Annotated in this window: 17 protein-coding genes; 11 read left to right on the top strand and 6 right to left on the bottom strand. The window is 61.0% G+C overall.

All coding sequences use genetic code 11. The features are described 5' to 3' along the window. Window positions 1–108: 108 nt before the first annotated feature. Entirely contained in the window at window positions 109–1,131 is a 1,023-nt protein-coding gene (locus tag G6K99_RS21550; RefSeq protein ID WP_174197833.1) for a LacI family DNA-binding transcriptional regulator, read from the top strand. A gap of 576 nt (window positions 1,132–1,707) precedes the next feature. Here G6K99_RS21550 and G6K99_RS21545 read toward each other — a convergent pair. Further along, on the bottom strand, window positions 1,708–2,463 hold the full coding sequence (locus G6K99_RS21545) for a phosphatase PAP2 family protein (RefSeq protein WP_174197832.1): 756 nt from the start codon (window positions 2,461–2,463) through the stop codon (window positions 1,708–1,710). Between the two features lie 95 nt (window positions 2,464–2,558). On the opposite strand from G6K99_RS21545, the gene G6K99_RS21540 reads away from it, so the two are divergent. From G6K99_RS21540 to G6K99_RS21510, 7 genes are all read left to right on the top strand, one after another. Continuing rightward, window positions 2,559–3,257 carry a response regulator transcription factor gene (locus tag G6K99_RS21540; protein ID WP_062578313.1) on the top strand — a complete coding sequence of 233 codons (699 nt, stop codon included), beginning with the start codon at window positions 2,559–2,561 and terminating at the stop codon, window positions 3,255–3,257. A 49-nt stretch (window positions 3,258–3,306) separates the two neighbouring features. Then, window positions 3,307–4,392, top strand: a complete 1,086-nt coding sequence (locus G6K99_RS21535) for a HAMP domain-containing sensor histidine kinase (RefSeq protein WP_174197831.1) — start codon at window positions 3,307–3,309, stop codon at window positions 4,390–4,392. A 358-nt stretch (window positions 4,393–4,750) separates the two neighbouring features. Beyond that, entirely contained in the window at window positions 4,751–6,316 is a 1,566-nt protein-coding gene (locus G6K99_RS21530) for a GMC family oxidoreductase (RefSeq protein WP_202048843.1), read from the top strand. A gap of 67 nt (window positions 6,317–6,383) precedes the next feature. Continuing rightward, on the top strand, window positions 6,384–7,127 hold the full coding sequence (locus G6K99_RS21525) for an SDR family oxidoreductase (protein WP_174197829.1): 744 nt from the start codon (window positions 6,384–6,386) through the stop codon (window positions 7,125–7,127). Next, window positions 7,124–7,570: an SRPBCC family protein gene (locus tag G6K99_RS21520; protein WP_113111346.1), complete on the top strand. Its 447-nt coding sequence runs from the start codon at window positions 7,124–7,126 to the stop codon at window positions 7,568–7,570. Before G6K99_RS21525 ends, G6K99_RS21520 begins: the two co-directional genes overlap by 4 nt. Window positions 7,571–7,654: 84 nt before the next feature. Next, window positions 7,655–8,575, top strand: coding sequence for a LysR substrate-binding domain-containing protein (locus tag G6K99_RS21515; RefSeq protein ID WP_174197828.1), 921 nt, complete (start codon window positions 7,655–7,657; stop codon window positions 8,573–8,575). Between the two features lie 36 nt (window positions 8,576–8,611). Beyond that, window positions 8,612–9,187, top strand: a complete 576-nt coding sequence (locus G6K99_RS21510) for an NADPH-dependent FMN reductase (RefSeq protein WP_174197827.1) — start codon at window positions 8,612–8,614, stop codon at window positions 9,185–9,187. A gap of 145 nt (window positions 9,188–9,332) precedes the next feature. Here G6K99_RS21510 and G6K99_RS21505 read toward each other — a convergent pair whose 3' ends face one another. From G6K99_RS21505 to G6K99_RS21495, 3 genes are all read right to left on the bottom strand, one after another. Continuing rightward, the gene (locus G6K99_RS21505) at window positions 9,333–10,340 is read right to left on the bottom strand and encodes an Atu2307/SP_0267 family LLM class monooxygenase (RefSeq protein WP_174197826.1); all 1,008 of its coding nucleotides are present in this window, start codon (window positions 10,338–10,340) and stop codon (window positions 9,333–9,335) included. 135 nt (window positions 10,341–10,475) lie between these two features. Then, on the bottom strand, window positions 10,476–12,059 hold the full coding sequence (locus tag G6K99_RS21500; protein ID WP_174197825.1) for a Na+/H+ antiporter: 1,584 nt from the start codon (window positions 12,057–12,059) through the stop codon (window positions 10,476–10,478). A gap of 366 nt (window positions 12,060–12,425) precedes the next feature. Next, window positions 12,426–13,199: an SDR family oxidoreductase gene (locus tag G6K99_RS21495; RefSeq protein WP_197978113.1), complete on the bottom strand. Its 774-nt coding sequence runs from the start codon at window positions 13,197–13,199 to the stop codon at window positions 12,426–12,428. 108 nt (window positions 13,200–13,307) lie between these two features. Between G6K99_RS21495 and G6K99_RS21490 the strand changes: the two genes are divergently transcribed. Next, window positions 13,308–14,183: a helix-turn-helix domain-containing protein gene (locus G6K99_RS21490; RefSeq protein ID WP_174197824.1), complete on the top strand. Its 876-nt coding sequence runs from the start codon at window positions 13,308–13,310 to the stop codon at window positions 14,181–14,183. Window positions 14,184–15,192: 1,009 nt separating this feature from the next. On the opposite strand, the gene G6K99_RS21485 is transcribed toward G6K99_RS21490, so the two are convergent. After that, window positions 15,193–16,179, bottom strand: coding sequence for an MBL fold metallo-hydrolase (locus G6K99_RS21485; RefSeq protein WP_174197823.1), 987 nt, complete (start codon window positions 16,177–16,179; stop codon window positions 15,193–15,195). Between the two features lie 309 nt (window positions 16,180–16,488). On the opposite strand from G6K99_RS21485, the gene G6K99_RS21480 reads away from it, so the two are divergent. Together G6K99_RS21480 and G6K99_RS21475 are read left to right on the top strand one after the other, a co-directional pair. Further along, window positions 16,489–18,393 (top strand): PAS domain-containing sensor histidine kinase, encoded by a 1,905-nt coding sequence (locus G6K99_RS21480; protein WP_174197822.1) that lies wholly within the window; start codon window positions 16,489–16,491, stop codon window positions 18,391–18,393. Beyond that, a complete protein-coding gene (locus tag G6K99_RS21475) occupies window positions 18,383–19,000 on the top strand; it encodes a response regulator transcription factor (RefSeq protein WP_174197821.1) in 618 nt (205 codons plus the stop codon). Before G6K99_RS21480 ends, G6K99_RS21475 begins: the two co-directional genes overlap by 11 nt. A gap of 86 nt (window positions 19,001–19,086) precedes the next feature. Here the strand turns inward: G6K99_RS21475 and G6K99_RS23570 are convergent, their stop codons facing one another. Beyond that, entirely contained in the window at window positions 19,087–19,221 is a 135-nt protein-coding gene (locus G6K99_RS23570) for a hypothetical protein (RefSeq protein WP_174197922.1), read from the bottom strand. Window positions 19,222–19,275: the final 54 nt, after the last annotated feature.

Raw genomic sequence — 19,275 nt, 5'->3', positions numbered from 1 at the left:
TGTGCGCACCTCAAAGCAAGTGATTTTTGAGGTGCGCACATCAATTCTTGCGTTTGCTGATGTTTTGAAGGAAAAGCTCTGGAAGGCGGAAATCATTGGGAAGTCGTCATGCGTCCAACAGCGAAGGATCTGGCCGAGGCTGCAGGCGTCAGCCTTGCAACGGTCGATCGTGTCTTGAACGAACGACCGAATGTGAGCCCGAAGGCCGCCCGGCTGGTCAATGACGCAATCGAGCGGATCGGCTTCGTTCGAAATCCGGCGGCTGTCAGCCTTGCCCGCAACAAGGTGTACCGCTTTCTCTTCCTGCTTCCGGCAAGCGGCGATCTATACCTCAAGGAGCTCCTGCGGCACGTTGAAGAGCTGACCGATGCGCTCAAGGGCGACCTCACCGAGATTGCCTACCGCCAGATCGGGATCGACGATGCGCACGGCGTGGCAAAGCTCCTCTCCAGCCTCGACAAGGAGGAGGTCGACGGCGTGGCCGTCATGGCGCCTGAATCGCCTCAGGTGCGTGACGCCATGGCGCGGCTTCTCCAGCGCAACATCAAGGTGGTGCAATTCCTGTCCGGGCAGGAAAAGCTGCCAGAGGCTGATTTCGTCGGTATCGACAACTTTGCGGCGGGTGCGACCGCGGGCAAGCTGATGGGTATGCTTGCGGGTCCCCAACCGGGAAAGGTCATGGTGATCGCGGAAACCATGCAGTCGCTCGACAGCATCCAACGCCGCCTTGGCTTCGACCACGTGATCAACAGTGCCTTTCCGCATCTAACCTGTCTGCCGTCCATTGAAACCCACGCCGACGAGGCACGTAGCCAGCAGGTGATGGCCCGCGTGTTGGCCGGCAATCGCGACGTTTCCGGAATCTATGTGCTGAGCGCAGAGGCTCGCGTACCGATCCTGGCTGCTGCCGGAAACGTCGATCTCGGCGGCATTGCCGTGGTTGTCCACGAACGAACGCCCTTCACCGAACAGGCGCTTCGGGACGACCGTATCGATGCCGTGATCGCACAGGATCCGGGCCATGCGGTGCGCAGTGCAATTCGCATCATGCGCGCCCGCTCGGATGCCCGCGAGCCGCTCGCCGCACAGGAAAAGATCCGCATCGAAATTCTACTCAAGGAAAACCTTTGAGCCGTACGAAGGGCCGGCGAATCCGCGGGCAATTTTTCAGAGGCTTTTGGGTCAGCCGGATGCGCAGCAAATAAACGAGTGCTTGCAACAGTTTACTGGATTTGATCCATTGTTTGATTGAGGGATCTGATTGTGTTCAGGGGGCAAATTATGAGCCTCTGTGCGCTCGGCACCCGGAATCACTGAACCTTGCGAATTTCCGGTAAACTTCTCTTTTCGAGTTTGTGTTTTATGTCGATTTTGCTGGCAGCGATCATGGCGACGAATTGTTCTGCGCAACTGCGGCCAACTGCTGCTCCATCACATCGAGAACCTCCATCTGTGCGGAGGCGATCAGTCCGGCGCACGATCTGATTTTGGCTCGACCTAGCTCCAGTCGAGAGTGTGTCTGAGTGAACCTTGATGAGCCGTCCGTCCGGCTGACTCCAGCCTTCTTGCCGACAGGTCTCCCATCCAAGTTGTCTATTTATCCGGAAGAGCACTCCACGAGTTTCTTAGGCATGACGTCGCGATGGCCTTATCCAGCGCGCCATGACGACGGTGGGCCGCACGCTCTGTTGCGATTTCGACGAAGACTCACGTTCGGCACGGATCTCTCTTGAATAATGCGTCGATCTGAGGTGCGTTTTGAGAAAACAATTGCCAGAGGAGCACGGCCAGAACGAACATCACATTCCAGGCAATCACCACGTCCGAGAGGAAGTGGCCTCCGAACATCACTCGGTTGAATGAGAAGGCTGCCGCGACAATGCCGACCGCTGCGAGATAAGTTGTCCGGTGTCTGGGGGTAACGAACACGACAAGTGTGAGCAGCGCAAAGGCGCTTGCGGCCTCTCCCGAGATAAAGGAACAATTCCTGACGCATTGGTCGGTGAGCTGCCACGGAGGGGTAAAGATCGCACTGCCGCCGAATTCGTCGAGTGCTCTTGGACGCGCCCTCCCGACCAGCATCTTGATGACTTGAACGCCCAGCCCCGGACCTGCTGCAAAGAACGTCAGCACGAATAACAACTTATGCGGTGCGGCTGAGTATTTCGGGTTCCTGAGGAAAGGACTTGCAAGCAAAAGCACAATTGCAAACCCGATCACGACCCAAGGCAGAAGCCTGTTGAGGTCACGAAACGCAATGAGGAAACTGTATTCCTCGAAAGCGAAGCCCGCGATGTGATCCCAGAAATAACGACTGACGATCAGGTCGATTTCCGGCACAGTCGCAAAGATCAGCGATACAAAACCCAGAAGCATAAGCGCCTCTGGAAGCAAACGGTGTACTTCGTCTTCAACGGTCTTCGGATTTGCTTTCTGAGCGTGGTTGAGATCAGTTACGTCCATGGGTGGTTCCTCTGTGAGGACCACGTTCTCTCGCCGGATTATCAAGATTTGACCGAGAACCGGAGAAGAGCATGTCAAAGTCAGAGAGTTTGACGATGATCTCATCGCTCGTGCTGGTCGTCGAGGACGACCAAGAGATTGCTTCCCTTATTGAAAAATATCTCGCAAGAGCCGGCTACAGGACGGTAAAGGCTTCGACAGGCCTTACGGCTCTCACCCATGTCCAGAGATTGCAGCCCGACCTGATCCTGCTCGATATCGGCCTGCCTGACATCGATGGCTTCGATCTTCTGGCGAGGGTCCGGGCAAATTCGAGCGTGCCGGTCATCTTCCTGTCGGCGATGGATGACAGTACCGACAAGTTGCTCGGCCTGAAGCTCGGCGCCGATGACTATGTCACCAAACCGTTCAACCCGCAGGAAGTAGTGGCGCGGGTGGGCGCTGTCCTCAAGCGCACCAGAGGCGTTGGCGCTCATGAGGTTGTCCGGCACGACGGGGTCGAGGTTCAGCTGGAGTCCCACATCGCGATTGCCTCGACTGACAAAGGCCGGGTCGAACTGCCGCTGACCGCAACGGAGTTTCGCCTTCTCGTTTGTTTCGTCCGGTCGCCGTTTAAGACCTTCGAAAGAGCATCCTTGCTGGACGCGTGCATGCCCGAAAGCGATGCGCTCGATCGAACCGTCGATACGCATATCGCCAACCTCAGGCGAAAGCTGGCGAGTTGCGGCCTGGACGGCTTTATCGTTGCCGTGCGCGGGATAGGCTATCGTTTCGCGAGGTCGACAGGTGTCTAGACCGGCTCTATCAACACTGACGGCGGCTCTGGTTTCCGTCATTCAACTGATGACCATCGCGCTCCTCTATATCCTGACCGACTGGTATATCGATCATGCCGAATTATCGGCACTGGACGCGCTGCCCCCCGATGCGAAACGTGCCTGGGTCAGCATCAACAATGGCGAGATCCCCGCACCGAGCGATCTCGCGGCACTCGCGCCGCTCTATCCGACACTGGAAGAGGCGACCGAGGCGTCCCCTGTCGAGGGTGTTTTAGGTTTCGGATTTCTGCTGATCGTGTTTACCAGCGGCATTGGCGTCGTCCTGGCCTACCGGCTCGTCGCGCCGCTCACCCGCCTGACGGCCGCAGCCGAAAAGATCCGGCAGGGCGATTTTCAGGCCACGGTCGAACCGGGCGCAACCAAGGAAGTCGAAACGCTTGCGATCACCATCAATCGCATGGCGAGCGAGTTGCTTGCATTGGAGACCCGCCTGAAATTCAACACGCGCGCGGTGGCCCACGAATTGCGCACACCACTGACGGTGCTGCAGGGCAATCTGCAAGGCATGACTGACGGCGTCATTCCCGCCAGCGAAGACCAGTTGCGTGCGCTCTTGGCGCAGACACGGGGCATGTCGCGGCTGGTGGACCAGCTGAACACGCTCTCACTGGCGGGCACGATCGACTTTGTGTCCGCGACCACGGCGACCGACCTGGCCTTGCATGCTTCGGAGACGGTGACCCTGTTCCAGATCTCCGCAGGCGGTGATGTCAATTTCCGAACCTACCTTGCGCCCGCACCGGCAATGATCGATCCGGACCGTTTCCGCCAGGCTATCCTCGCTCTTCTGGAAAACGCACGGCGATACGCGGGCGATTTCGGGCCGATCGATGTTCATACTGGGGTGGATGACACGGGGCGGTCGTTCATTTCTGTCCAGGACAAGGGTCCAGGACTACCAGACTATGCGCAGCACTCCTCTTTCGACATGTTCTGGAGAAGCGAGAGGCTCAGCGGTCGTGGCACGAGCGGTTCAGGGCTTGGTCTGACGGTCGTCAAAGCGATTGCGGAAGGCCACAATGCCCGCTTGGAGGTCGGAAACAATCCTGACGGCGGCGCATACGCCAAGGTTACATTTGAGGTCGCGTAGACCTAAGCGATCCTGAGGACCCTCCAACCGAAATGGATGCGAACAGAGCCTGCCTGTCGCACCGGGTAAGAATCTACCGCTTCTGACCGGCAGCGGAAATGCCTCCACCTTGCGCCTCATGTCCGGTCGTCAAGCACTGCATCGCTCAGTTCATTCAGCGGGCCTAGCTTCGTGGTGTCGTCACGTCGTCGGTGTGCGTCGTCCATCCTGTTGAACGCAGCTTCCGGGATGGGCCCGCTGTTCGCACAATCCCGTATTCGCTACTTCCCTGAAATAGGAGTGGAGCGTCGTCTGAAGCGCTCATAGCGCTCCATCAGGGACAAATTTCACGCAAGTGGCAATGACGAGGAGAAGTTTCATGGCTGGAAGCGGCAAAGCAACGGGCGCTGTCCTGATCGGCCTGGCGCACGCCCATGCCGAAGCGCCACCGGTCGACGTGATCATCTTGGGAGGCGGGTCCGCCGGAGCGGTGCTTGCGACGCGCCTCAGCGCCGATCCTCATCGCACCATACTGTTGCTGGAAGCGGGGCCTGATTTCGCGCCGAGCGCCTATCCGCAGAGCCTGACCGATGCCGGCACTGTGGGGACTCCGGATTTCGATTGGCACTATCACAGCGACGACACGACAAAGCTCGGCCATGACATTCCATTGCCGCGGGGCAGGGTGGTCGGTGGCAGTTCCGCCGTCAATGGCACGGTCGCCATGCGGGCACGGCCGTCCGACTTCGCACGCTGGGCGGCGCGGGGGATCGAAGGCTGGTCCTGGAACGAGGTGTCGGCCGCTTACAAGGCTTTGGAAAACACCCCGACCGGCGACGATACCCTGCATGGTCGATCCGGCCACTTTCCGGTCCGGCAGCGAACCCTCGAGGAACTGACCGCGTCCTCGCGCGGCTTCGTTCACGCCGCGTGGGCCTTGGGTCTGGCCGACGTTTCGGATTTTAACAGCGCGGCTGCGGACGGGGCAGGGGCCTATCCGCTCAACGTCGTCGACGAGAGGAGGATGAATACCGGCATCGTCTATCTCACCGAGGAGGTTCGCGCCCGCCCGAACCTCACCATCCGCGGCGAGACAGAAGTGGATCACGTTGTCTTCAGCGGCAATCGGGCCACCGGCGTCCGGCTGGTGACGGGAGAGGTTTTGACCGGCGGCGAGATCATCCTGTCGGGCGGGGCGTTCGGAAGCCCGGCCATGCTGCTGCGCTCCGGCATCGGGCCTGCCGGCGATCTCCGCGCGCTGGAGATCCCTGTTCTGGCGGATCTGCCGGTCGGATCCCGTCTCCAGGACCATCCGTTCTTTTACAACGTCTACGCACTGAAGGCCTCCGACAGGGCCATGAGCCCCGCAGCCGGTGCGCTTGTCTGGACGGGCTCATCGTCCGCAACCGGCGGCGATCTCGACCTCCAGGTATCCGCGACCCACTTCATCGACCCGAAGGCGAGCCCGACGGGCGGCGCGATCGTTCTCGCGGCTGCGGTGACGCTGCCAAAGTCGGTCGGCAGCTTCCGCCTGGCCTCGCGAGACCCACGCGTTGCGCCGCGCATCCACTACAATTTCTTCGACGACCCGAGCGATCTCGACAGGATGGTGGAGGCGGTCAAGCTGTCCCGCGAAATCGGCAGAACCGCTCCTTTCGTGGGCATGGTTGATCACGAGATGGCCCCGGGGGACGGCGTGCACAGTGACGCGGACCTGCGCGCCAACATCATCGCGAACATTGCTGCCTACCAGCATCCGACCTCAACGGTTCCAATGGGGGCCGACACCGACGAGACAGCCGTTGTCGATGCCTTCGGACGCGTGCGCGGCACCGAGAACCTCCGCGTCGTCGACGCCTCCATCCTGCCGGACATCCCGTCGGTTCCGACCAACGTCACCACCATCATGGTCGCCGAGCGAATCGCCGCACGCATCCTCGCCTGACCGATCGGACCGAACGGTCAAGCCGACAGTCTCGCCCATCATCGCCCACGTACGAAGGAGCATTCTCATGACATCTCTCAAAGACAAGGTGGCGCTGATCACCGGAGCATCGCGCGGCATCGGCCGGGCGATCGGCGAACGGCTCGGCCGCGAGGGCGCAACGGTCGCGATCAATTATCGCAGCCGTCCGGAGGAAGCGGCGGAAGCGGTGCGGGCCGTCGAGGAGGCCGGCGGCGTGGCGCGTCCCTTCCAGGCCGATGTCGCCGATATGGCGGACATCCGCCGGCTGTTTGCCGAGGTCGATACGGCCTTCGGCGGCCTCGACATCGTGGTCGCCAATGCCGGGCTGCCGTTCATTGGCGTGCCGGTCGTCGACGTCCGGGAAGAGGATTTTGACCGAATTTTTGGTCTCAATGCCAAGGGCTCGTTCTTCGTGCTCCAGGAAGCGGCCAAGCGGGTGCGGGACGGCGGAAGGATCATCGACATCTCGACCTCGACCACCGCGTTCACGGCACAGGGCATGGGCCTGCACGCGGCCTCGAAGGCCGGATCGAAGCTGATCGTCGAGGTTCTGGCGATAGAGCTGGGTCACCGCGGGATTACCGTCAACTCGGTCATGCCCGGCGCAACCAACACCGAGTTCATCAAGGATGCGCCGCAGGAAGAGCGTGACCGGATTGCGGCCGGGTCGCCACTCGGACGCCTTGGCGAACCCGACGAGATCGCCGATGTCGTCGCCTTCCTTGCTTCCGACCAGGCACGCTGGCTGACAGGGCAGCATGTTCTGGCCAACGGTGGAGCACGGGTATGAGCAAGAGCTATGTCGCCGTCTATACCGCGACCCTTGCCGCAAGCCCGGAACGGATCTGGTCCGTCGTTCGCGATTTCGCGGCGGTCGCCTCGTGGAACCCGATTGCCCGTGAAAGCCGTCTGCTCGCCGACGGAGAACGGGAGCTGGTCACGACCGACGGGACGACCGTCCGCGAGCGGCTGATATCCAGTGATGACGGGGCGTGTCATCTCACCTACCAGATGGTGACGTTTCCGATCCCGGTCAGCGAGCAGACGAACCAGATCCAGGTTCGTCCCGGCGTGAGCGCCGATGAAGCCAGCATCCGCTTCGAGGCGTCGTTCGTCCCGGTGAATGGCGTCGATTCGGAGGTGGTGATGGGGATCAACCTCTCGGCGTTTGCTGCGGCATCTAGAGGGCTGGCCCATCATCTCGGGGTTGCGCTTGTCAGGGCGTCTCTCTAATGCTGGTCGTGGTCTCCTTGGAATTGGCCCATAAAAAACGGCCTTTGGCGGTCTTTGCGCCGATCTCGTGGAGGGACTGAACCCGTGCTCGACCTCAATGATTTCCGTACCTTCGTCCAGGTCGTCGACAGCGGCGGCCTGACAGCTGCAAGCCGCAGCACGGGCGTTGCGAAGTCGACACTCAGCCATCGGCTGCAGCAGCTTGAAGCCGCCCTCGGCGTCCGGCTGATCAATCGAACGTCACGGGTGCAGACGCTGACCGAAGCGGGCACTCTCTTCTATCGCCACGCGCTTGTCATGCTTCAAAACGCCGACATCGCCGAGAACGCGGTGCGCCAGAGGCTGGAGGAGCCGACGGGGGTCATCAAGTTCACGACGGCAATCGCGACCTCGGTCTATGTCCTGCGGCAGATCATACCGCAGTTCGCGATCGACCACCCGAAAATCCAGCTAGTCCAGCACACGGGCGACGAGCAGACGGACATCATCGGCGGCGCCTTCGATCTCGCGATCCGGGCTCACGAGGGGCAGATGACCGATTCGGCCCTGGTGCAGCGGACGCTCTCTCCGGCGCCCTGGTTCATTTTCGCAGCGCCGAGCTATATCGAGCGTCGCGGCGAACCGAAGACACCGGACGACCTATCGGAGCATGACCTTCTGGCGATGCACCGTCCCGGGCAGGCAACGGTGTGGAAGCTCAGCCATCCCGTGATCGGCGACCGGGTGCTTCCCGTCCAGCCACGAATGGCGGGCAACGACCTGATCATGCTGAAACAGGCTGCGGCAGACGGCATCGGGATCGCGGCGCTTCCCGGTTACATCTGCCGGGAAGACGTGGCTGAGGGCAGATTGCAAAGGGTCATGCCGGAATGGCTGGCCGGCAAGGCGGAGATCACCGCCGTCCTGCCGTTCCGGGATTACGTGCTGCCATCGGTGCGCGCTTTTCTCGACTATCTCATTATCGAGCTGCCGAAAGTGGTCAATCCGGATTCCGACCTCGTTTGATCCGCCTTTTCGTCAGCATTCTCATTTGGAGCCTTCATGTTTGAACCTAAGCCGCTGCACTTCGTGACCCTTCTCGGAAGCCTGCGTCATAAATCCTACAATGCTGCAATCGCTCGCTCCCTGCCGTCTCTCGCCCCCGAGGGCGTGACCATCACGGCACTCGGCTCGGTCGGCATGTTCCCGCTTTATGACGAGGATGTGCAGGCGGCAGGGTTCCCTGCGGAGGTGACGGCGATGGGTGAGGCGATCCGTCTCGCCGACGGCGTAATCATCGTCACGCCCGAGTACAACTACTCGGTCCCGGGTGGCATCAAGAACGCCCTGGACTGGCTTTCGCGCCTGCCGAACCAGCCGTTTTCCGGCAAGCCGGTGGCCATCCAAACGGCGTCAGCCGGTATGCTCGGCGGCGCCCGGGCTCAGTACCATCTCCGACAGATCCTCGTTTATCTGGATGCCGCCGTTCTCAACAAGCCGGAGGTCATGATCGGGCATGTCGCGGCCAAGGTGCACAGCGAAACGCTGGAACTGACCGACGCCGAAACCCGTCACTTCCTGGAAAAACAGGTTTCGGCCTTCGTGCACTTTGCGCAAAGGTACCGAGTCTCAGGCTGAACGCCGCCTGCAACGCGTGCGGATAACCGACGGACCAGGCGCCTTTTGGCTCAGTAGGTCGGAACCCGCATTTTCGTCGCCTTGTCCTCCGGCGGATACGGAAAGGCCGCCTCGGCAACCGTCGCTTTGAGAAACGACCTTTTGCTCAGGCCGAGAGGCGTGGCTTCACCTCGCGGCCGAGCATTTCGATCGACCGCAGCATCGCCGGCTGGTCGCTTGCCGCGGAGCTCATCTGGAACGTCAGCCGGTCGATGCCGCCGAGGTCCTCGGACGTCTGCCGGATCTTTGCCGCCACCGTTTCGGGATCACCGACGAGGAACGCGCCGCCGGGCCGAACCAGGTTGTCGAACTGCGCGCGCGTCGACGGTGCCCAGCCACGCTCGAGGCCGATCTTGGTGAACATCGCCTGCCAGCCGGGGAAGAAGCGATCCTCCGCCTCGCGGTCCGTCTCGGCCACGAAGCCGAGCGCATGAATGCCGACGCGCAGTGCTTCGGGCGCGTGCCCGGCGCGTGCTCCGGCCTCCCGGTAGAGATTGACCAGCGATCGAAACCGCCGGAATTCCCCGCCGATAATCGCCACCATCAGCGGAAGACCAAGGATCCCGGCACGGGCGAAGGATTGCGGCGTGCCGCCAACCCCAAGCCATATGGGCATCTTCGGCTGGGCAGGACGTGGGTAGACACCCTGGCCGTCAAGTGGCGCACGAAACCGGCCGGACCATGTCACATTGGTCTCGTCGCGCAGGGCGAGCAGCAGTTCCAGCTTTTCCTCCGACAGGGCATCGTAGTCGTTGAGGTCGAGACCGAACAGCGGATAGGCCTCGATCGAGGATCCCCGACCGACGACGATTTCAGCCCGTCCCCGCGAGATGAGGTCCAGCGTCGCGAACTCCTGGAAGACGCGGACGGGGTCTGCGGCGCCAAGCACCGTTACCGCGCTGGTCAGCCGGATCGACTTCGTCCGCGCGGCGGCGGCGGCAAGGATGACGGCCGGTGCGCTGTCGAGATAGTCGCTGCGGTGGTGCTCACCAATGCCGAACACGTCGAGGCCAGACGTATCGGCCATCTCGATCTCGTCGAGCAGGAAACCCATGCGATCCATGTCGCTGACACCCTTGACGGTTGCCGCAAAACTGTCAATTCCGATTTCCAAAACCATAGTTCCTTCATTTGCAGTCGATCGCCGGTGATGCGATCGTTTTAAGTCATGGGCTCCGGCATCAGAAGGGACACGAGCAGGACGCTAAGTCCAGCACGTTGGACAGAGGTAAACGCCGCAAGCGTCATGTCAGAGGGATTTCGCGGCTGTCGCCGATAGCTCTTCCAGATCGAGGTCCCGCTCCAGGTCATGCAGCGTTTCGTCACTGATCTGGTGGGCGCGATGAAGGCGCACGAGTTCGGCCCGGCCGGCCCTTACCGCCTCGAGGACGAGGTCGTAGTGGGCCGTGATCTCGTCTACGAAAGTGTCTTCGTCGTCCGCGTTCTGGAATGCCTGGTCGGCGCGCCGCTGGAAGCCCTCGAGCAATCGCGGGTGGGCAAGCGTTCCGTCGTCGGTATAGGCCTGCGACCGGACGGCGACGAGCTGGGCTGCTGCGACCGCCGCTTCCGCCTGTGCAAGGCTCAATGCCGGGCGCACGCCCCGATCAGACAGGTTCGCCGCGCGGATAACCAGCCCAAGCGTCGTCCCCTGGAGAAGAACAGTGACGAGAATGGCGGCGAAAGCTGCGACCAGCATGAGGTCGCGACCTGGCATTGTTTCGGGGACGGTCAGGGCAACAGCGAGGGTGACCACGCCACGCATGCCCGCCCAACTCATCACCGTCGCGGCCCTCGGGCCGAGCGGGTCGTCGATGGGAAATCCTATCCGGTTGAGCAGCGCAAGAACGGCGTCACAGCCAAAGATCCAGACGAAACGCGCCAGCGTCATCGCGACGATCACGCCCACGACCGGAACCGCCATGGTGGCAAGGACAGTCTCGAATCCCCCGACGCGCTCCAGCACGCCGCGCAGCGAAAGACCGATGAGGATGAAGATCATGGCCTCCATCAGGAACACCATGACGTGCCAGAAGGCGCCGGCGCGGATGCGAACGCTCGCGGTAAAGACGACGTGCTGGTACCAGCCGAAAACCAGGCCCGCGGTGACTGTGGAGATGACGCCCGAGATGTGGACCGCTTCGCCAGCCAGATAGGCGGCCCAGCCGAGGATCAGGGAGGCGAGGATCATCAGGGTCTCGTCGCCCAGCCGCCGGAGGAGGAAGGTCCAGGCCCCACCCACGACGGCGCCGACCACGACGCCGCCAATCGCCAGGAAGCCGAACTCGAGGCTCGCATCCACGGCATCAAAACTTCCCGTCAAGGCCGCCGCGACAGCGAAGCGGAAAAGCACCAAGCCGCTGGCGTCGTTCAGGAGGCTTTCACCCTCGAGAAGCGTTGTCAGCCTGCGGGGAAGCTTCACGCGCTGCAGAACCGCCCGTGCCGAGACGGCATCCGGTGGCGAAACAATGGCGCCAAGGGCGAAACAGGCGGCCCAGGGCAGCGCCGGGACCAGCCAGTGAACAACAAGTCCCACCACCAGGGTGGTGAAGACGACCGCGCCGATGGCCAGCGACAGAATGCCGGCGCTGTGGCGGCGGAAGGCGGCAAGCGCGGTATAATAGGCCCCGTCCATCAGAAGCGGCGGCAGGAAAAGCACGAGAACCAGCTCGGGATCCAGCTCGATCACCGGCAGTCCGGGAAGGAAGGCCAGGGCCCCGCCGCCGACGAGAAGGGCGACAGATGGCGGAAGCTTGGCGCGTTCGGCAAACCAGTGCAGGGCGAGGATCGCGAGAAGCAGGGTGAAAACCAGTTCGAACGTTTCGGCCGGATGCATCTCTCTCTCCCCAAGGTGCCAATCTCTCTGATGGCGGCATACCTCCAGAGTATAGGGCCAGTCGCCCAAAATTTACGGTGTGTAACAGATCAATGGATGTGCATTGCTGCTCCTGCACCCTTAGGTATTCGAACAGCTGCTTAAGGCAGTTACTCTGAGCATTTGCGACATAGCAAGAAAGGCCGCCTGATCCCAACGCTGCTGATGAACCGATCATATGGTTCGTCGCGGGCATGCAGACCAAAAGATAGGATGGGTCGCGATAGCGGGCCACACCTGATCAAGTTCGCGCTGCCTCAGGCGGGTTGGATGCCGGCTGACGTCCTGATCGATGGGCCGTCAGCCTTGTGTTGTGCAGTCGAGGGATCAGCGGGCGATGAAGCCGCCGTTGATGAAGAGGGTCTGCGCGGTGACCCAACTGCCGCCCGGGCTGACCAGGAACTCGATCAGCGGCGTGATCTCGTCGATTTCGCCGAGCCGGTTCTGCGGGCTCATGCCGGAGAGGAAGGCCTTCGATTCCGCGCTTTCCACCGGGTAGAAGAAGGAGGTGTTGAGCGGGCCGGGTGCTACGGTGTTGACGGTGACGCCCCGGTGGCCGATCTCCTTGGCAAGCGCGCGCGTGAAGTGTTCGAGCGGCGCCTTGGAGCCCGCATAGATCGCGTATAGCCCGGTCGTTGCCGCCTGCAGCGTCGTGCCGATGTTGATGATACGGCCGTTGTCGGCGATCCTTTTTGCGGCTTCCTGCATGCAGAAGAACGCCGCCTTGCTGTTGATTGCGAAGCTCTGGTCGAAGTCGGCCTCGGTGATCTCGACAAATGGCTTCTTGACCACCTTGCCGACCGTGTTCACCACGATGTCGAGCTGGCCGAACGACTTGTCGACCGCGTCGAACAATCTCGCGACATCGGCGACCTGGGTCAGGTCGGCGCTGAACAGGAGGGGTTCGGCACCGTGATGCTTGATCTCGGCGGCAGTTTCTTCCGCTTCGCCGCGGGAGGCCTCGCCGTGATAGTGGACGGCCACGCCGCGGCAGCCGTTGCGCGCCAGCATGACGGCATAGGCCCGACCCTGGTTGCGCGTTGCACCCATCACCACTGCAACCTGGCCGTCGTTATTTTTGATCATGTCGCTGGTCGTCATTGTCTTTCTCCTTGTTGATGATCAAGGAATAGGCGACATGGAGGGGGTGCGGCTTTCAGGATACGCGCATCGTTGTTAGTAAATCCGCACGCTGGACGGGAAACAGCCATGTCAGATGCCATTCCGCCCGAAGTACCGCATGTCGCCACTGCCGACACGCCGGTGCCGAACTGGGGTCGGCTCGTCCGGTCCGATTTCGGGACGGCGGCGTGGAACCGGCGGAACGCAGGCGAGATCAGCCAGTCGATCCCCCATCATCTCGTGCTCTTGTCGTTCAAGCCCTTCAGCAACCGCGAGTCACGCCTTGGCGGGACGCGGATCCGCACCGCCTCGGCTGCGAGCGGATGCTGTGAAATCGTTCCGGCAGGCGCAGACTACTGGGCGCGCTGGCATGAGCCCAAGGAAGTGGCGGCATTCTCGCTGTCGCAACCATGGCTCGACGGTCTCGCCCAGTCCGACCTCGACCTGCCGGCAGCAACCGTCGTCGCGGATGCCTTGCCGGTCGTCGACCGGCGTGTCGGGTTGATCGGTGGCATGCTGCGCGACGAACTGCGTTCAGGCACGCATGGCACGATGGCCGGCCTCGAGCTCGACTCGCTTCTCAACCTGCTTGGCATCCACCTCATCCGGCAATACGGCGTAGCCCGGCCCCAGAAGGATCTGGGTGGGCTGTCTGATCGGCAGTTCCGACAGGTGCGCGATCACATGCAGGCGCATCTCACACTGGGTGTCAGGCTCGAGGACCTGGCCTCGCTGGTCGGGCTTTCGTCGAGCCAGCTGCTTCGCTCGTTCAGGCGTCGAACGGGCACGAGCCCGCACCAGTACTTCACCCGACTTCGCCTCGACGAGGCCCGTGCACTGATTGTCAACGGACCGCTGCCACTGGCAGAGATCGCGCTTACCTGCGGCTTCTCCAGCCAAAGCCACCTGACGGCCATCATGCGCCGGGAAGACGGCCTCACCCCCGGCGCGCTGCGGGTGTGATGAGGTCCGGATTATTGAGGTTTCCGACGGTCTCATGCTTTTCAATTCAGCCGGTGAACGGCCGAAGTTCGAGGCGCAGGTTCTAACGATCTCGGGCAAGCCAGCGGGACGATCGTGTTGGCATGGCTGTCGGACGCGTACATGACGCCAGTTCCTACCGGCGTTCGAGCATCCAACGCAGAGAAGCACGACCAACCATCCTTGCCGACAATGGCAGACCAGGGTTCTTCCAAGGTTGGCGGGAAACCGAAACCTTCGCACATTATCGATCCGAACAGCGGGGCCTGTTCGAACTGTACCATTCGCGTCTGGACCCGGCTGGCCCCCGGGATGGTGCCTGCGTTCGCGCTGCGTGTAAGCTTCGTCGAGCCGAGCCCATCTTCGAGAAGATGTTTCGATCGGACCCGGTCTCTTACCTCGTCAGACGCTGTGTCCACATTCAGCTGCAGGTAGCGGTTTCCTGACTTTCGGCGCAGCCAATCATACCCCGTTTCCAGATCCTCGACCAAGCTATCCCCAGAACACGATTAAGGCCGATCACAGGTGCATCCGGCAGCGAGATCGCACAGCCTCCGTTGATGGAAATGCAGTCGAAATGCTCCTCTTTGCGAAGGCGACTTGGTGCCACCCTAGGCAGATCGAGGAACGCCATGGCTTCTATGGCGTCTTCCTCCGCTGGGAGCGAGGGATTTGGTGATGGACATTCCACGGCAGCTCCTTGCGGCCCGTTCAAGACCAAAGAGCAGGTGTGGCCTAAAATAAAGCCCGAGTTCGGTACCGGGATGAGCGTCTGGCCGACGACCAAGTAGCCGTTGGAAGAGGAGGTCGTCGGCGCTTCAGCGCGACCCTCGCGGGGTCGCGGCGGCTGCATCTGTCTGCGTCAAGCTTGACCTTCTCGACGGCTCTTCGGCGTGAAAGGCGGAAGGTATAGTCATTCAGACTGGATCATCTCACAGATCCTCCAATCGGAATGCCTGATTGTCGGTGCCGGTCTTTCCGAGTGAGTGATCTAATCCTGGAACGCCCAGTCTGCCACCTGCCAACGCAACGCCCCGTTATCGGCGACGATACGGCCGAGTCCAGGGAAAGGCATGTGCGTCGCTGCAATCAACGCGCCCTCAGACGCGGCACGCGGAAAGAAGCGATCACGCATTGCTTTGGCTGCGGCCTGATCCTGTTCGAACAGGAAGAAGACGTCAGTTGCGACCGGGTGCACGACCGGAAAAACCATGTCCGAAACCATGATCAGGCTTTCACCGCCGTCTTCGACCCGCACGCCTACGTGGCCGGGGGTATGACCCGTCAGATCGACAATCGTAATTCCCGGCATGATCTCCCGCTCCCCGTCAATTGCCTGGAGCCTCGGATAAAGCCGTACGACCTCTTCTGCCATCTTGAAGCTGGTCTGAAGGTAGTCGGGCGCTCCCGCACGCTTGGCAGGGTTGGTCCAGTGGGAGACGTCGCGACGGTCGATGTAGACCTCTGCCTCGGGGTAGTTGTTCTTGCCTCCTAAAACCAAGCCGCCCATGTGATCCTGATGCATATGCGTCACAATCACGGCGTCGATCTGACTGGGTTGCAGGCCGAGCGTGACAAGGGCCTGTGGCAAACGACCGGTCTGCCCGATCGAACCTGCCGCACCGACGTCTATCAGAATGCGGCGTTCGCCATCCTCCACGAGATACTGGTTAAAGAGGAAGCGGACCCCGCTCGGTCGCGCAGTGGATTGTGCGCTGGCCATCTTCTCCACCTCGGGCGCCGCGCGTCCTGGGAAGTAATCATACGGCATATCTGCATACCCGTCTGTCAGGGCAGTCACGGTAAACCGCCCTATGCGGATCTGAGCGGACGGGGTGACGGATAGAGGCGTCCTGCCAGCCGTTTGTGTTGCCGCGCTGGCGGGGGAGTTTGGCAGCAGGGTCCCACCCAGCAGGCTTCCCCCGATGAGGCCGATAGGCAGGGCGCTGGCAAAGGCACGACGCGAGAGTTGAGGCATGACATTCCTCCAGATTGGCCAAAGACGTTCGCAGCCTTCGGCTACGTCCGGCAGGGTGAATTTCTTCGCATGCAGTTCCCGAGGCCTTCGATGATGGTGCGCATCATCTGGCTGTCCGAGCTTTGGCTTCGTTGTCCCCGGTTAACGCTATGAGTAGGTTAGATCCGGCCCGGCCTCAATTTGGATCTTGGTCAAGCAAAACTAGACGAAAGCACTGCGAACCTAGACCTTCGTCTATCAATCTGGCCTAACGCTCCGCTAGAAAAAAGCTTAGCTTTCCAGTCTCCGACGAAGCGCACGAGCCGAGAGATGGACTTGCAAAAACAGGGGAATGCCGATGCGATCATCGACCTGATCCCGGCAATGGCATGGTCAGCAACGTCCGAAGGAATGCTCGATTTCGCAAATCAGCATTTCCTTGAGTTTATCGGGCTGCCACTGGCAGCGATTGCAGGGGAGAACTTCTACCGTTTATTCCACCCCGACGACGTGGCGCGCCTCGCGTCGGAATGGCACGACATCATGGCGACAAAGAACGTCCGTGAAGTCGATGGACGGATCCGGCGGGCCGACGGGCGTTTTCGCAGATGCAGCCTCCGGCAAAAGCCAAATCTCGATATCGAGGGCAACGTCGTGAAATGGTACGGCGTCGTTCTCGATATAGAGGATCGCAAAAAGGCCGAGGATGAACTCGAGCAGACAAAGTCGGCACTCGCGGCCAGCGAAGAGAACCTTAGGCTTATTATCGACTCGCTTCCTGTCCTCGTCTGGTCGGCGCGGCCCGACGGAAGTGCTGACTTCGTCAATCAGAGTTGGCTGGACTATGCCGGTCTGCCGGCCGATCAAATCCTCGAATGGGGGTTTTTGAACCTCTATCATCCCGATGACATCCCGGAAATGGTGGAGATCTGGAAACGGGACCTTGAGCATTCCGACTTTACGCAGTTAAAGGGCCGTATCCGCGGTGCGGATGGACGGTACCGCTGGTTCTATTTTTCCGGGCGCAAGCTTACGGATGCGAATGGCCTTGTACGCTGGTTTGGGGTCAACATCGACATCGAGAACCTGCAGTACGCGGAGAATGCTCTTCGAGAGAGCGAGGCCGCGCTGAGGGAGAGCGAACGCAAGCTCAACCTCATCATCAACACGATCCCTGCCATGGCTTGGTCCTGCACGCCAGACGGACAGCTTGAGTACTGGAACCAGAACCTGATCGATTTCGTCGGTCTGCCTTTCGAGGAGATTGTCGGGTACGGCTTCTACCGTATGTTCCATCCCGACGATGTCGACCGTATGCGCATGACCTGGGAGGACATCATTGCAACAAGGCAGGGGCGTCCAGTGGATGCCCGCATCAGACGCGCCGATGGCGAGTACAGGTGGTTCAACCTGCAACAGAATCCACTGCTCGACGCGGATGGAAATGTCGTGCGGTGGTATGGCGTCGTGGTGGATATCGAGGATCGCAAGCGGGCTGAAGAGTCCCTGCGTCAGAGCCAAAGTAACCTTGCACAGGTTACCCGAATGACCACCATTGGCGAGCTAGCGGTATCAATAGCGCACGAGATCAATCAGCCGCTCTTTGCAATCGTTACCAACGCCGGGACCTGCCTGAGATGGCTTCAGGACGGGCTCGAGGATCTCAAGCAGGCTCGATTGGCTGCCGAGCGGGTCGTGCATGACGGTCACCGTGCCGGCGAGATCGTTGCCAGCATACGTGCCATGGCACAGAGGTCACCCGTGCGAATGGAGAGAACGGACTTCAAGAGGACCCTGCGCGATGTGCTTTTCCTTCTTCGGGAAGAGCTCCAGTCGCGGGGCCTGCAAGTCGTCGCGGATCTTCCTCCGGAACCTGTCGAAGTCTTCGGAGATCGGACCCAGCTACAGCAGGTTCTTCTGAACCTGATCATGAACAGCGCCGAGGCGACGCCCGATGCTGCGGAGGCACTGATCCGCATTGCCTGCACGCTGCGCGAAGGCGAGGTCGAGGTGAGCGTTTCGGATACCGGGGTGGGAATACCGGCGGAGCAACTCGATCGGGTATTCGAGGCGTTCTATACCACGAAGTCGGACGGAATAGGCATGGGGCTTTCCATATGCCGCTCCATCGTGGAGGCCCACGGTGGGCGCATCCGGGCCACGGCCAACCTTCTTGGAGGAGCCTCGTTGAGCTTCACGCTTTCCAGGTATGAGGACACGACAGTTGATCGGTGACAGAAAGAACAAGCGACCCACCGTCATCGTGATAGACGACGATCGGAGCGTCCGCGACGCCCTCAAGGGACTGTTTGAGTCTGTGGGCCTCAGTGCTGAAACTCACGGTTCAGTGAAAGAGTTCATCGCGGCTGACGACCCCGAAAAGGCCGGCTGTATTGTCCTAGACATCCGTCTTCCTGGCCAGAGCGGGCTTGAGTTTCAAGAGGAACTGGCAAGGAGCAGTATTCGCCGGTCCATCGTCCTGATCAGCGCCCATGTGGACGTGCCCATGGCGGTCCGAGCGATGAAAGCGGGTGCCATCGATGTTCTCAGCAAGCCGGTTCGGGAGCAGGACCTCCTGGAAGCAGTCAATCGCGCGATCGCGGAAGACGCAGCTCGTCGAGAGGAAAGCACAGCGAGAGCTGCCACTACGTCGAGATACCAGACACTGACGCCACGCGAGCGACAGATCATGACGTTGGTGATCGCCGGCAAGCTGAACAAGCAGATCGCAGCCGAACTGCAACTAGCGGAGCCGACGGTGAAGCTTCACAGAGGCCATATGATGCAGAAGATGAAGGCGACATCCGTCGCTCATCTCGTCAGGATTGCCGATAGACTTTGATCGCGACCAGTTTAATTTCGCTCCTGGGGTTTGGGTTGCTGTATCCCGGGCGGTAGCGGCGGGTTGCGGGCGAAGCCACCCCGGCTCTACAGTGCCTCATCACCTGGCGGGTTGATGATCTGAGAAAACTCCGCCGGTGTTAGCCAACCGAGGCCCGAGTGTGGGCAATGGTCGTTGTGGTCATTGCGCCAGCTAAAGAGAGCTGATGGAGCATCGGTCAGTGACGAGAAGACGCCTCATTCGAGAGATGATCTCGCGGCCGGCGCATTGAAACT

Origin of the sequence: Neorhizobium sp. AL 9.2.2, assembly GCF_013317225.1 — a bacterium.
Classification (GTDB): Bacteria; Pseudomonadota; Alphaproteobacteria; order Rhizobiales; family Rhizobiaceae; genus Neorhizobium; species Neorhizobium soli.
This window is presented reverse-complemented; position numbering and strand designations above follow the sequence as displayed.